10 protein-coding genes and 2 pseudogenes are annotated in these 14,679 nt (G+C 57.3%); 4 read left to right on the top strand and 8 right to left on the bottom strand.

The annotated features are described in order from the left end of the window. Nucleotides 1-5 precede the first annotated feature (5 nt). The 4 genes from dgcA to etfB all read left to right on the top strand — a co-directional run bounded on the left by dgcA (nt 6) and on the right by etfB (nt 6,355). On the top strand, nt 6-2,066 hold the full coding sequence (dgcA, locus tag AC4LF3_RS19110) for a dimethylglycine demethylation protein DgcA (protein WP_239383457.1): 2,061 nt from the start codon (nt 6-8) through the stop codon (nt 2,064-2,066). Between the two features lie 140 nt (nt 2,067-2,206). Beyond that, nucleotides 2,207-4,189, top strand: a complete 1,983-nt coding sequence (gene dgcB, locus AC4LF3_RS19105) for a dimethylglycine demethylation protein DgcB (RefSeq protein ID WP_491836173.1) — start codon at nt 2,207-2,209, stop codon at nt 4,187-4,189. 81 nt (nt 4,190-4,270) lie between these two features. Continuing rightward, complete coding sequence (gene etfA, locus AC4LF3_RS19100; protein WP_491836172.1) at nt 4,271-5,512, top strand: electron transfer flavoprotein subunit alpha; 1,242 nt, start codon at nt 4,271-4,273, stop codon at nt 5,510-5,512. Nucleotides 5,513-5,575: 63 nt separating this feature from the next. Continuing rightward, nucleotides 5,576-6,355: an electron transfer flavoprotein subunit beta gene (gene etfB / locus AC4LF3_RS19095; RefSeq protein ID WP_010796203.1), complete on the top strand. Its 780-nt coding sequence runs from the start codon at nt 5,576-5,578 to the stop codon at nt 6,353-6,355. Between the two features lie 829 nt (nt 6,356-7,184). On the opposite strand, the gene AC4LF3_RS19090 is transcribed toward etfB, so the two are convergent. The 8 genes and pseudogenes from AC4LF3_RS19090 to gbca all read right to left on the bottom strand — a co-directional run bounded on the left by AC4LF3_RS19090 (nt 7,185) and on the right by gbca (nt 14,376). Then, nucleotides 7,185-7,604, bottom strand: coding sequence for a DUF2141 domain-containing protein (locus tag AC4LF3_RS19090; RefSeq protein ID WP_010796202.1), 420 nt, complete (start codon nt 7,602-7,604; stop codon nt 7,185-7,187). Next, nucleotides 7,601-8,248 (bottom strand): HAD-IA family hydrolase, encoded by a 648-nt coding sequence (locus AC4LF3_RS19085; RefSeq protein ID WP_010796201.1) that lies wholly within the window; start codon nt 8,246-8,248, stop codon nt 7,601-7,603. The genes AC4LF3_RS19090 and AC4LF3_RS19085 overlap by 4 nt, the downstream gene beginning before the upstream one ends. A 106-nt stretch (nt 8,249-8,354) precedes the next feature. Then, on the bottom strand, nt 8,355-9,131 hold the full coding sequence (locus AC4LF3_RS19080; RefSeq protein ID WP_409521841.1) for a methyl-accepting chemotaxis protein: 777 nt from the start codon (nt 9,129-9,131) through the stop codon (nt 8,355-8,357). Nucleotides 9,132-9,212: 81 nt separating this feature from the next. Further along, nucleotides 9,213-9,974, bottom strand: a pseudogene (locus AC4LF3_RS19075) (MCP four helix bundle domain-containing protein); the annotation flags it as partial. A gap of 526 nt (nt 9,975-10,500) precedes the next feature. Next, complete coding sequence (locus AC4LF3_RS19070; protein WP_409521840.1) at nt 10,501-11,277, bottom strand: methyl-accepting chemotaxis protein; 777 nt, start codon at nt 11,275-11,277, stop codon at nt 10,501-10,503. 78 nt (nt 11,278-11,355) lie between these two features. Then, a pseudogene (locus AC4LF3_RS19065) lies at nt 11,356-12,123 on the bottom strand (MCP four helix bundle domain-containing protein); the annotation flags it as partial. Nucleotides 12,124-12,288: 165 nt separating this feature from the next. After that, nucleotides 12,289-12,864 carry a DcrB/PsbP domain-containing protein gene (locus AC4LF3_RS19060; RefSeq protein WP_491836171.1) on the bottom strand — a complete coding sequence of 192 codons (576 nt, stop codon included), beginning with the start codon at nt 12,862-12,864 and terminating at the stop codon, nt 12,289-12,291. Nucleotides 12,865-13,077: 213 nt separating this feature from the next. After that, the gene (gbca, locus tag AC4LF3_RS19055) at nt 13,078-14,376 is read right to left on the bottom strand and encodes a glycine betaine monooxygenase oxygenase subunit (RefSeq protein ID WP_010796197.1); all 1,299 of its coding nucleotides are present in this window, start codon (nt 14,374-14,376) and stop codon (nt 13,078-13,080) included. Nucleotides 14,377-14,679 lie beyond the last annotated feature (303 nt).

The following is a 14,679-nucleotide window of genomic DNA, read 5'->3' as shown; positions in this document are numbered from 1 at the left end:
CCGTGATGGCCTTTGAAGCAATGTTCCAACCAATCCAGATCGGCAAGCTGACGATTCGCAACCGCGTACTCAGCACGGCGCACGCCGAGGTGTATGCCACTGATGGCGGCATGACGACCGAACGGTACGTCAAATATTACGAAGAAAAAGCCAAGGGCGGCATTGGCCTTGCCATTTGCGGCGGTTCCTCAGTCGTGGCGATCGATAGTCCACAGCACTGGTGGAGTTCGGTAAACCTTGCTACCGACCGCATCATTCCGCATTTTCAGAACCTGGCCGATGCCATGCACAAGCACGGCGCCAAGATCATGATCCAGATTACCCACATGGGTCGCCGTTCCCGTTGGGACGGTGGTCACTGGCCAACCCTGATGTCGCCGTCCGGTATCCGCGAGCCCGTGCATCGCGCTACCTGTAAGACCATCGAGCCGGAGGAAATCTGGCGGATAATTGATAATTTTGCCCAGGCCGCGCGCCGGGCGAAGGCGGGTGGCTTGGATGGTGTAGAGCTGTCTGCTGTGCACCAGCACATGATCGATCAGTTCTGGTCGCCCCGTGTGAACAAGCGTACCGATGAATGGGGCGGCAGCTTCGAGAACCGTATGCGCTTTGGCCTGGAAGTGCTCAAGGCTGTACGGGCCGAGGTCGGCGATGATTTCTGTGTCGGCATGCGGATCTGTGGTGATGAATTCCACCCGGACGGCCTGACCCATGACGATATGAAACAGATCGCCAAGTATTACAACGACACCGGCATGGTGGATTTCTTTGGCGTGATCGGCTCTGGCTGCGACACCCACAATACCTTGGCCAACGTGATTCCCAACATGACCTACCCGCCGGAGCCGTTCCTGCATCTGGCGGCCGGTATCAAGGATGTGGTCAGCGTGCCCGTGCTGCATGCGCAGAACATCAAGGATCCGAACCAGGCGACACGCATCCTTGAGGGCGGTTACGTGGACATGGTCGGTATGACCCGTGCCCACATCGCCGATCCGCATCTGATCGCCAAGATCAAGATGGGGCAGGTGGACCAGATTCGCCAGTGTGTTGGCGCCAACTACTGCATCGACCGTCAATACCAGGGGTTGGACGTGCTGTGCATTCAGAACGCCGCAACCAGCCGTGAATATATGGGGGTTCCGCACATCATCGAGAAATCCACCGGGCCCAAGCGCAAGGTAGTCGTTGTCGGCGGCGGCCCGGCGGGAATGGAAGCGGCCCGCGTCTCGGCTGAGCGGGGGCATGACGTGACCCTGTTCGAAAAGCAGGAGCAGCTGGGTGGGCAGATTACTCTCGCGGCTCGTGCACCTCAGCGCGACCAGATCGCGGGTATCACGCGGTGGTATCAACTGGAGCTGGCCCGCCTGAATATTGACCTGCGGCTGGGGACGGCGGCTGATCCTGACACGATCATGGATCTACGTCCGGACATCGTCGTGCTGGCCAATGGCGGTCATCCATTCATGGAACAGAACGAGCATTGGGGCGCGGCCGAAGGCCTGGTCGTCAGCAGCTGGGACATTCTTTCCGGCAAGGTCGAGCCAGGTAAGAACGTGTTGGTCTACGACACCATTTGCGAATTTTCCGGGATGTCGGCGGCTGATTATCTGGCCGATAAAGGCGCACAGGTGGAAATCGTCACCGATGACATCAAACCGGGCGTAGCCATTGGCGGGACCACGTTCCCGACCTACTACCGCAGCCTCTACCCGAAGGAGGTGATCATGACCGGCGATCTCATGCTGGAAAAGGTATATCCCGAGGGCGACAAGAAGATTGCCGTACTGGAAAACGAATACACCGGCGCTAAGGAGGAGCGGGTGGTCGATCAGATCGTCATCGAGAACGGCGTGCGACCGGACGAGACCTTGTACTACGCGCTGAAGGACGGTTCGCGTAACAAGGGCCAGATCGATATCGAGGCCTTGTTCGCTATCGAGCCACAACCCGCCTTGAATGAGCAGGGTAGCGGTTATCTCCTGTATCGCATCGGGGACTGCGTGGCGCAGCGCAACACCCACGCCGCAATCTACGACGCATTGCGGCTGTGCAAGGACTTTTAAGTACGCGCCTTTGCGAACCGCAGGGTGGGTTAGCTGCAGAGCAGTCTGACCCACCACGAGGGCTACCCGCGGTTTAGGTACCGCCTGACATGTTGAGGATGGGTAATGCCTCTGGCTCACCCACCCTACGAGGCTCCGGTATGTTAGATATCCTTATTCCCGTTCTGCTCTTTACGGCCCTGGCACTGGCTGCGATCGGTGCTTTTCGACGCGTACGGCTCTGGCGGCAGGGCCGGCCCGCCCATGTCGATCTGATTCGGGGTCTGCTGGCCATGCCGCGGCGTTATCTGGTGGACTTGCACCATGTGGTCGAGCGGGATCGCTATATGTCGCGAACCCATGTAGCCACCGCAGGCGGCTTCGTTCTGGCCGCCGTGCTGGCTGTACTGGTTCATGGATTTGGCCTGCATAACCGTGTTCTGGGTTGGGCGCTATTGGCGGCCACCGCTTGCATGTTCACGGGTGCCTTGTTCGTGGCCAAGCGTCGCCGCAACCCACCGGCACGCCTGTCCAAAGGGCCATGGATGCGCTTGCCCAAAAGCCTACTGATGTTTTCCGCGAGCTTTTTCATTGCTACGCTGCCCGTAGCGGGCGTACTCTCGGAAAATTTTGGCGGCTGGATACTGGCGGCCGTGCTGGCCGTAGGCGTGGCTTGGGGCGTGTCGGAACTATTCTTCGGCATGACCTGGGGTGGCCCAATGAAGCACGCCTTTGCCGGTGCCTTGCATCTGGCTTTTCACCGCCGTCCCGAGCGCTTTCGTACGCCGTTCAATGCCAGCGCGGCGCGATCCAGTGGCTTGAAGGCCCTGGACCTGAATGACCCTGCTGCACCGCTGGGTGTGGAGAAACCCAAGGACTTTACGTGGAATCAGCTGCTGGGCTTTGACGCCTGTGTGCAGTGCGGGCGCTGCGAGGCCATGTGCCCCGCCTATGCGGCCGGCCAGCCGCTCAACCCGAAAAAGCTGATCCAGGACATGGTTATCGGCATGGCGGGTGGCACCGACGCGCGTTATTTCGGCTCGCCTTATCCCGGGAAGCCAATTGGTGAGCATGGTGGCAATGCCCATTCGCCCATTGTTTCATTTGAAGGCAAGGCGCTGGTCGATGCCGAGACGCTATGGTCCTGCACCACCTGTCGGGCCTGTGTGGAAGAGTGCCCGATGATGATCGAGCACGTCGATGCCATCGTCGACATGCGTCGCCATCTGACCCTGGAGAAAGGGGCGACCCCCAACAAGGGCGCTGAGGTGCTCGATAATCTGATTGCCACGGATAACCCCAACGGCTTCAACCCGGTCAACCGGATGAACTGGGCTGCGGACCTTGATCTGCCGCTGATCGCCAACCAGCAGCGCGTCGATGTGCTGTTCTGGGTGGGTGATGGTGCGTTCGACATGCGCAACCAGCGGACCCTCAGGGCTTTCGTCAAGATTCTCAAGGCTGCCAAGGTTGATTTCGCTGTGCTGGGGCTGGAGGAGCGCGACAGCGGTGACGTGGCGCGACGCCTGGGGGACGAGGCGACCTTTCAGCAATTGGCCAGGCGCAATATCGCCACGCTGTCGCGGTACCGCTTCAACCGGATCGTGACATGCGACCCGCATAGCTTTCACGTGCTGAGAAACGAATACGGCGCGCTGGGCGGGGCTTATACGGTCCTGCATCACAGCACCTTTCTGGCAGAGCTGCTGGATGCCCAGGCGCTTCATCTTGGGCAGCACAAGGGGGGCAGCGTGACCTACCACGACCCCTGCTATCTGGGTCGATACAACGGAGAGTACGAGGCGCCTCGCAAGGTACTCAAGGCCATCGGGATTGAGGTCAAGGAAATGGAGCGCTCCGGCTTCCGGGCTCGCTGCTGTGGCGGTGGAGGAGGCGCGCCGATTACCGATATTCCCGGTACGCAGCGGATTCCCGACATGCGCATGGCCGATATCAAGACGACTGGAGCGGAGGTTGTCGCTGTGGGATGCCCTCAATGTACCGCCATGCTGGAGGGGGTAGTCGCGCCCCGTCCGGAGGTAAAGGACATTGCCGAGCTGGTCGCCGAAGTTGTAATCGAGGCACCCGCCGTGCCGGTAAAGCAACCAATCACGCCCCGGCGTGAAGCGGTGGAGATCTCCTGATGAGCGCATCCCGTATTACCCGATTGGCCCTGAGCGCCGCGATACCCACTCAGGCACGGACCTTTTTCAAAGGAGCAGGGCATGACTGACATCCTCCGCCGTGATCCGCATGCCGAATGGATCGCCCGTAACCGGCTTCATCCCCTGCACGCCTTGATGCAGGCGAGTACGTGCGATGAGCAGCCTCGCTGGATGGGCCCCAACGGCATCATTCGCAAGAATCCCCACGCAGCTCTGGGCTTCAAGGGGCCTAGCGGCTTGCGCCGTATCGATCGCAGTGGCGCTCAGCAGGGCAACGGGGTTCGTCGGCTGGGTGAGGCCCAGGAGGTGCTACTGCCGTTGCATCGGGTCGAAGAGCCCGCCTTCATCATTGCCGTAGTGCCCGATCTGGTAGGGGGACGGCTTTCCAGCCACGACCGCGATCTGCTCGGCCTGGCGCGACAGCTGGCAGGCTCAACAGGGGCAGTGTTGGCCATTGTCTTTGGCGAGCACAAGGGGTCTGGCTTCGATAAGGCAGGCGTTGACCGGCTATTGCAATTGAGCGGTCATGAATACACGGGATACTCGCCTGAACAGCGCGTGCTGGCGCTGCGTGCAGTAGAGAGCCAGTTCTTGCCACGTCACTGGTTGTTGCCGGACAGCCGTACCGGTGGTGGCGAGTTGGGTCGTCGTTTCGCTGCTACGCTACATGAGCGGCCTGCCACATGTGTCTGGCAGATAAAGGATGGCCTATGTACCGGCCGTGCCGGCGCAGGCAGCGAAGATCTGACGCGTCCTGTCCCCAGGGTAGTGTTGGCCTGCGCCGAGTGTGCGGAGCCGGTCAGTGAAACACGACATGAGGCTCGTACGGTCACGCTGGCTGACGGCAATCAGTTGCGAGCGCTTGTGCGTATCGAGGACATGGGGGCCGTGGCCGTCGATCCGGCGCTTGTTCCCATGGCCGAAGCGGAATTCATCCTGTCCGGTGGCAATGGCGTTCAGGACTGGGATCTCTTTCATCGGGCAGCCCGGGCGCTTGGGGCAACAGAAGGGGCTTCGCGGGTGGCGGTAGACGACGGGCATATGCCACGTCACCGGCAGGTAGGCGCTACGGGGACCTGGGTAACGGCACGGGTCTACCTGGCCGTCGGGATTTCCGGCGCGGTACAGCACTTACAGGGCATAGGTGCCTGCGACAAGGTCATTGCCATCAACCTCAATCCGGGGTGCGACATGATCAAGCGGGCAGACCTGTCGGTCATTGCAGATTCGAACGCCGTGCTGGAAGCCTTGATCGATCTGGTCGAGGCCTACCGCCGCGGTGAGCAGAAGGAAGCGGCCTGAAGCGGTCGTCCGCAGGACTACCGCTTCAGCAACGCAACGTGAGTCTTGATGGAGGTAAACGGTATGTCCGACGGCCAATTGAATGTGATTACGCTGGTATCGGTGGGGTCGCATCCCATGTCGGCCCGCGCCCGCCGCGCAGAGCAGGATGCCCGAGCGGTCGAGCTGGGACTGCATCTGGCGGGTGATCGACTCACGGTACTGCATGCCGGTAATCCCTACGAGGAGTCGCTGCGCGCCTACCTGGGTATGGGATTGCCTGCCCTGCATGTCCTGGAGCAGCCCAAGGGCGCCGATGCTCTACCGGTGCTGGTGGAATACCTTCGGGAGGCTCAGGTCCAGGTTGTATTGACCGGCACTCAAGCCGAGACCGGGGAAGGGTCGGGCATGCTGCCCTATCTTCTGGCCGAATCGCTGGGTTGGCCCCTGGTAGTTGGGCTGGCAGACGTTGAATCGGTAGACGCCGGACATGCCCAGGTACTGCAAGCCCTGCCGCGCGGACAAAGGCGACGGCTAAGGGTACGCCTGCCTTTTGTCGCCAGTGTGGACAACGCAGCGCCAGCCGCCCGTCAAAGCGCCTTTGGGCCCGCAAGGCGTGGAGAGATCAAGGTTGAAGACGTGGATATCGTCGATGACCTCCTGTGGCAAGAGGCTGTCTTGCAGCCGGCTCGTCCACGGCCGAAGCGGCTGAAAGTCATCAAGGCCAAGACGGCTGCCGATCGTTTTCGCGCCGCCACGGCCAAGGCAACAGGAGATGGCGGTCAGATCCTGAGAGATGTCACCCCGCAGGCGGGCGCAGAAGCCATTTTCAAGGTCCTGCGTGAGGAAGGCGTCGTTCGGTAGGACGACTTTCATATCTCATGTCGGCTTCCGGCTTGCTGGAGGCTTTTGGGTGCCTGTCTTTTTATCCCTTCAAGCCCACAAATTGTGTGCACGAGCCTGTGGATAATCTGTTGGATAATTATTCGACCCTAGTAACCATGCGGCTTTAGCTAAGGTGATCACTTTTTGATCAAAACAACAGGTGCGGCTTTTCCTGTAATCACAACAACTTGTGGATAAGTTTGTGAGTAATATGTTTGGAAGAGGCTGTAAGCCTTGATTTTAAAGGGATAGAGGCAACTACTGTATTGTTGATCAGTGTTGACAAAGCTAATGAGCCCTCTATTTCAGCACTGTATGAAGAGCATGCGCTTCATTGAGTTATCCACCCGATATAAAGCTAAAAATGCCCTGAAAAGGTGAATGAACCGTGGGAAGAGCTGTGGATAAGCTGTTGCTGAGGGTTGGTTAACTCATCTGTCAATGACTTGGATGAAAAAACTCTGTCATCCACAAAGGCCATTATTAAGCCATTACAGGCCAGTTATGAGACGGTTTAGCCTTTTATTCAGGCAGAGCCATCCAAAGGACTTGCTCGTTCAAGCCATGCCAGCCGCTTTCCCACAATTACTGTGCGTCTGGCTGTGGACAGCATGTTCGTTAATGCCGCCAAGCCTTATGCCATGCAGGGTCCAGACAGTTGCTCATTTATTGATCAATCAATTCAAGATCGATTTTTCTACTCACTATTACTGTGGTTTCGCTTGTGGATACAGTGTTCATGATTGCCTGGAGGCCACGACATACAAGGCCTCCAGAGGATTGATCGTTTTTTGAGCAGTTTTGTTAGTCAGCGAAGCTTGATGGTAATGGCCTGAATAGAGTCGTTGAGCTCGAAGCGTGTTTCCTCAAACGTGGCCTTACGCATCTTCAGTGGAGGGTTCTGGCTGTAGCCATACTGCTCAGTTGGCATCCCGATAAAGTTCGTATCGAGCTTCTGATTGCCGTTGGCATCTCGAATGACCGATACCGCATAGGTGCCGGGCTTCAGGTTCTTGAAGGTATGCTGCACCGTGGTCCCTGTAACTGGGATATGGGCGGATGCCTCCAACGGTTTGTCGTTATCCCACGCGTCGGCCGAAGCGAATACGGCTACCAGCAATTCACCTTTGGCCTCCTCGATATCGGTAAAGGTCACGTTGAGATCAGCAGCATGGGCATGGCCCAGTGTCCAGATAAGGCCGAAAACGCAGAGGGGCAAGCGCTTCATGCAAGCTCCGTTGTAGGGTGAGAAACAAGGGTGTAAGTGATAGCGTCGAGGCGTTCGAAAAGATAGTCGGGCCCGGCTCTGCGTAATGCCTCTGGGCTGGCATACCCCCAGCTGACCGCACCGCAGGCAATACCTGTCTTGCGTGCCGCCTGAATATCCCGCAATTCATCGCCAATGCAGATCGTGGCATCGGGCGAGACATTACAATGGGCGACTACCTGTTTAAGGCGTGAGCTTTTACCGAGCAGGGGCGCGTTACACTCGACATGGTCCAGATAGCGAGCCGACTGGCCAAGAATGCACTCGACATTTTCAAGTGAATTGGACGTGACCAGCGCCAACTGTATTCCGGCCTGATGCAGGGTCTCCAGCATGGCGGGTACGCCCTCGAAAGGGTGTATGGTATGGCCGCCGTGCGCCATCAGGCGTTGAAAGTGGTGCGCGACACGTGGGATTTTCCACAGTGGAATATCAAAGTAACGCAGCAGCTGGCGGGTATCGTAGCTGCGGATGCGATCAAAGTCGGCTGGGTCGTACCGGTTGAAGCGATGTGCCTGAGCCAGTGTGTCGAGCGACTCGAGAAAGAATGGAAAACTGTCGGCCAGGGTGCCATCAAAGTCGAAAATGACGAGTTGGTAGCGCATGGGCAGGGCGGCTGGCCGTGATAGGAAGAGAAGAGAGAGTAGCCGGGGCGGACGCCTGCGACAAATACAACCGGTGCCAAGTGTGATGGCACCGGTTGTATCAGGGTTACAGCGAGAAGCGACGCACCAGGCCGTTGAGGTCTACGGCAAGGCGGGCAAGCTCCTGGATGGCAACGCTGGTCTGCTGTGCACCGGCTGCCGTTTGTACCGACAAGTCACGAATGCTGACCAGGCTGCGGTCCACTTCACGGGCGACCTGAGCCTGCTGCTCGGAGGCGCTGGCAATCAGCAGGTTACGGTCGTTGATGTCGGCCACATTCGACGTGATGGTCGACAGGGCTTCGCCGGCCGCGTTGGCTTTTTCCAGCGTGCTACGTGCACGCTCGGCGCTGCTCTGAAGCGCTTGTACGGTTTGGCCGGTCCCCTGCTGGATGCTACCGATCATGGATTCGATTTCACGGGTCGATTCCCCGGTACGGTGTGCCAGGGCACGGACTTCATCGGCCACGACGGCAAAGCCACGGCCAGCATCACCTGCACGGGCGGCTTCAATAGCGGCGTTGAGCGCCAGCAGGTTGGTCTGCTCAGCCACAGCGCGGATCACATCCAGGACCTTGCTGATATTAAGGGCCTGCTCGGCAAGCTCCTCGGCACTCTGGGAGGCACCCAGGACATCGGTGGTCAGGGCTTGGATAGAATTGATAGCCTCGGTCAGTTGAGTACGGCCTTGTGCAGCAGACTGGCTGGCAGCTCGGGAAGCTTCTGACGTCGAAACGGCATTGCCAGCAACATCTTCTACCGCAGCGGTCATCTCGTTCACAGCGGTGGCGGCTTGCTCGATCTCATCGTTCTGGCGCTGCAAGCCGCGAGTGCTTTCGCTCATGACCGCATTCATTTCTTCCGAAGCACTGGAAAGCTGATGGGCAGAATCATTGATTTGACCAATCGTGGAGCGCAAATTGCCCTGCATGGTAGAAAGGGCGCCAAGCAGTTCAGCCGCTTCATCCTGACCTTTTACCGTAATGGCTTGGCTCAAGTCGCCCCCAGCGATGTGCTTGGCAACCTGGACGGCTTGGCGAATAGGCGCAACGATGCTGCTAATCATGATCCAGGCCAACACACCTGTAATGACAAGCGCTGACAGAATCACGAGAACTGATACCCACTGTACATGCCCATACAGAGTGCTAGCCACAGTGCCGGATTTATCTGCTTCGTCGAGATTATATTGCTGCGCTTTTAATAGGCTTCCGGCGAGGTTACGACCCGTCGTTATCATGTTATCCGCCACAAATTGACGCGCCTGCTCAATTTGCTGTTGTGCAACCAGCCTTTGAATAGTGGCAACACCCGTCATGTAGTCCCTGTAGTGAACCTGGACCTCATTGAACAACTGCCGGTCTTCTTCAAGGAAGATGGTTTTTTCATAGGCGGCTAACTGAGCTTGCACATCGGTAGCCAGTTTTTCGATCAGAACGTTTGATGTTTTTAAGATGGCCGGATCGTCATCGGTAACGAGCCGCAGGGCTTCAAGGCGAATGGTGCCGATATTGATGGCTATCTTATCGACACTCGCCAAGCCGGGTAGCCAACTCTGCTCGATTTCGCTCCCCGCTTCGCGAATCTTGGATAGTTGGGTCAAATTGAACGTACCCAATGCCAGCAGGAGCGCCGCGATGACACCAAAGCAGAGCAACGTCCGATGGGCGATTTTTAGATTTCTCATAACAAGCTCTCCTGACAGGCACAAACTAGCTATGCACCCAGGCAGTGGGATAAAGGGTTATGACGAAATATCGGAGCGTTCTGTTATTTCTGGAGGTTTAGATGATCGATGGTCGACATTAAGTTGCAACAAAAGATGAATCGGTTCACCTGCTCTTGGCCGAGCCTTCAAAACCGATAAGACGTGAACGACTGAGGCCCATAATTTTCCTGACAGCAACTTTCATATAACGATATGGGCGTTTTACAGATGACTTCAGAATATTTAGTCAGACAGTCAAACTGTCTATTGCGTTGCGAGTTCCGGCGGCGGCGTTCTATGGTCGTGCAGAGCCCCCTATCAGGCACAGTGGTTGCGTACACAAAAGGCTATTAACGCAAGCAGTTATCAAACATAGCGTCTTTCCCAGCCCAATTTCGAACGCAGTGCTTTGGCCATTTACAACAAGCCAGACGGGCAAGAGCACTATCTCGCTTTGCTGAATATGTTTGAAGAAGGTGCCGGAGGTACCCGGCACCTTGTAGGGTTACAGCGAGAAGCGACGTACCAGACCACTGAGGTCTACCGCCAGGCGAGAAAGCTCCTGGGTGGCGACGCTGGTCTGCTGTGCCCCGGCTGCCGTTTGTACCGACAAGTCACGGATGCTGACCAGGCTGCGATCCACTTCACGGGCGACCTGAGCCTGCTGCTCGGAGGCGCTGGCAATCAGCAGGTTACGGTCGTTGATGTCGGCCACATTCGACGTGATGGTCGACAGCGCTTCGCCAGCCGCGTTGGCTTTTTCCAGCGTGCTGCGGGCACGCTCGGCACTGCTCTGAAGCGCTTGTACGGTTTGGCCGGTCCCCTGCTGGATGCTACCGATCATGGATTCGATTTCACGGGTCGATTCCCCGGTACGGTGTGCCAGGGCACGGACTTCATCGGCCACGACGGCAAAGCCACGGCCAGCATCACCTGCACGGGCGGCTTCAATAGCGGCGTTGAGCGCCAGCAGGTTGGTCTGCTCAGCCACGGCGCGGATCACATCCAGGACCTTGCTGATATTAAGGGCCTGCTCGGCAAGTTCCTCGGCACTTTGAGAAGCGCCCAAGACATCGCTGGTCAGTGCTTCAATGGAGGCAATGGCGTCGCTTAGTTGTGCACGGCCCTGTTGAGCCGAATGACTGGACGCCTGTGATGCTTCAGAGGTGCTGACCGCGTTACTGGCAACGCCTTCTACAGCAGACGTCATTTCGTTCACAGCGGTAGCCGCCTGCTCGATCTCATCGTTCTGGCGCTGAAGACCACGGGTAGACTCTTCCATGACTGCACTCATCTCATCGGCAGAGGACGATAGCTGAGTAGCCGAGTCGCTGATCTGGCCGATGGTCTGGCGAAGACTGACTTGCATGCTCCCCAGTGCTTGCAATAATTCGGCAGCTTCGTCCTTGCCTTCGGCTTTTACATCCTGACTAAGATCGCCACCCGCGATCTGCTTGGCAACAGTAACTGCCTGACCAATCGGCTTGACGATGCTGGCAGTTAGCAACAGTGCCAGAACAATCGTGACGATTACTCCCAGTACGATAATAACAACAACGATCATTTGGGCCTGCTGATAGCTTTCAGCTGCAGCCTGACCGGCTATGGTAGCCGATTCTTGATTGATCTTTTGCAGCAGCAAATTCTGGTCGTTAACGATGATGTCACGGGGTGCCAGTTCAGTATTGATCAACTTGTTGGCTGAGGGTACGTCTTCCTTGGCTACGAACATCTGAACAGTTGCCAGGATATTCATGTACTCCTGAAACGTCGTTTTAAGCGTATTGACTGCCTTGCGCTCCTGGTCACTGGACAGGAGGGTTTCGTACTTCTGGAATGAATCCTTGATCTTCTCGCTCAGCGTGGCGATGGTCTGGTTACTCTTGGCTTGAACGGCTTTATCCGGGTTCGCTACCAGACGCAATACTTCGACCCGAAGGCGAGTGATGTTCAACGCAATCTCATCGGCCGTTGCAAGGCTCGGCATGGAATTGTTTTCGATGACTTGTCCCGCGTGGCGGATCTCAGCCATTTGTATCAGGTTGGAAATGCCAAGGATGATCAGTAGCACGGCTACTGCTCCAAAGCTCAAGAGGGTCCGGTAAGAGATCTTCAAATGTCTGAACATGATCGGTCCTGTTAGAAAAATAAGGGCAGGCGATCCTTCGCTCTGTAAGGGATGCCTGCATATCGGACGCGATCGGGAATGCTTAAGGGTAGCCATCAGCAAAAGGCTAAACGCTTGCAGCCTGACAGGAAAAGACCAGGGCCGCCGAAGATAGCTGAGACAGAATCAGTGCTCGCCCAGGACGTGTTGTACCAGGACCTTGTGAGCGGCTTCGTCCTTTCGGTCGGACAGCAGCTGTACAACCGCAACCCGCGCATCTGCCTCGGCAATAAAGGCGGTGCTGCGCATGGGCGTGCCGTTCATGACTGACGTGGTTTCCAGTTGCTGAAGGGTCAGGCCGTCGCGCTTTAGGGTCTTTTCCTTGAGCACTTTGAATTTGCTGCCGCTCAGTTTTTGCCGTGCATAGAATGCGGCTTTGGCCTTGGCAAGCACGACTCGGTTGCTGGCGCTTTTATCTTCTGGCACCGGCGTTTCAGAGGTAACGATCAACTGTTGGCTGGCCTTGTTGATATACAGTTTGCCGCGTGCTGATGGGTCTTCGGCAGTTGTGCCGGGCGGCAGGGGACTGACATCGAACCCCTCGGGTAATGCCAGCACTAGCTGATGGTTCAGCAGGGAGATGGGGCGGCTATTGGCTGTCTGGGTGGTTTCGGCCTTGCTGGCAGCCTGGACCGGTAGAGTGACAAGGCCGAATACAAGGGCAGCCGAAGCCAGGGCCATTTTCAGGCTATTGTTGTTCATGTCAGATCCTTGAATGGATTGCGTTGAGTCCTTTGGGTGCCGAAAGGCTTGGCAGCCAGGGCCCAACGACTGGCCGGATTATTTCATAGCGACAAGCCTGCATTGCGCTGCGCTTTCCTGAAGCGTGCAGTGCTTGGCAGTTGAAAATGCAACGGTTTTTGACTGAACAAAAGAAACCCCGCCGAAGCGGGGTTCTTAAAACAAAGTAGTTAATCAGCCATCGGCACCCACTTGACGCAGGTGCGGTGCGGGCTGCTCCTCGCCCAGGTTGGCCAGTAGGCGTTCGCTGTACCAGTCAATGAAATTAATGACGCCAAATTCATAGGTCTGTGAATACGGGCCGGGCTGGTAGGCCTTGGAGTTGATGCCGCGCTGATTTTCCTCGGCAAGCATTCGGTCCTGCTGGTTAGTGGCATCCCAAACCTTGCGCAGATTTTCTACCTCATAATCGACGCCCTCTACTGCATCCTTGTGCACCAGCCACTTGGTGGTAACCACGGTCTGTTGGGCGCTGATTGGCCAGACAGTGAACACAATCAGGTGATCCCCCATGGCGTGGTTCCAGGAGTGCGGTAGGTGCAGGATGCGCATGGAGCCCAACTCCGGGTTCTTGATACGCCCCATCAGCTTCTTGCAGCCGGGCTTGCCATCCAGCGTCATGGAAGCCGTGCCCTTGAGTAGCGGCATGCGCACAATGCGGTTACGCAGGCCAAAGCTGGCGTGGGCATACGGGATCTGCTCGGCCTCCCAGGCGGCAGCGCTTTCGGCAACGTGATCCTTGAAGGCCTGGTTGGCACGTGGATCGGTTACATCGTCCCATTCCAGGAGTGTCTTGAGCAGCTCTGGGTGTGAGCCGTTGCAGTGGTAGCACTCGCGGTTGTTTTCAAGCACCAGCTTCCAGTTGGCGGCTTCCATCAGGTCCGTACGGGCTACGACCTTGGTGTTTTCCATGTCGTACGGCTCCATGTAATGGTCGAGCGTACGCAGGAAGTCATCGATAGCGGGAGGCTCGTCGGCCAGGCAGATAAAGATGTATCCGCCCGCCGTTTTCACATGCACCGGCTTCAGGTTGAAGTCCGCCATGTTGAAGTCAGCGCCCATTTCGGTACCGGCAAACAGCAGGCGGCCGTCCAGCTCGTAGGTCCATTGATGATAGGGGCAGACCAGCTTGGCCACCTTGCCTTTCTCGCTGACGCACAGGCGAGAACCGCGGTGCCGACACACGTTATGAAAAGCGTGTACCTTGCCTTCAGCACCACGCACCACCATGACGGGGTTATCGCCAATCTGCAGCGTGAGAAAATTGCCTTTGGCAGGGATTTCACTCGTCATTCCGGCAATCAGCCACTCCTTGCCAAAGATCTCCTGCATGTCGATCTGGAACAGACGCTCATCGTTATAGAACGGCTGTGGCATCGAGTAAGTTCGCTCACGGGTACGCAGCATCTCTGCGGTGGCCTTGCGGGCCGATTCCAGCGGATCGCCCAGACTCAAAGGGTAGGTGACGTCCATCGGTATCCTCATGCGGCGGCATACAGGTGCGCCGGTGAAAAAGTGGCTGATAGGGTTGTGATGCAAGGCGTTTGGACAGCTTGTTCAAGGCTGCCCGTGTGGTTGGTGAAATCAGTGTGGGGCTGCGTCTGGATGGGGCCTTATCCACGCGCGACATGGTCGAATCATTTCCCGACGCGGCAAGTCCCGTGGACGCTGGGCTGGTCGCTCTAAGCATGCCGATGTCGTTGGCAGGTAAATGCCGACGAAAGGGCCTCTCCACAATCGCCCCATCACCGCCTGAAGATGCGGCGGGTCTCAACG

It is taken from the genome of Pseudomonas sp. C2.3V (assembly GCF_058536325.1).
Note: the sequence above shows the minus strand (reverse complement) of the source record. Positions and strands in the feature narration are given on the sequence as shown.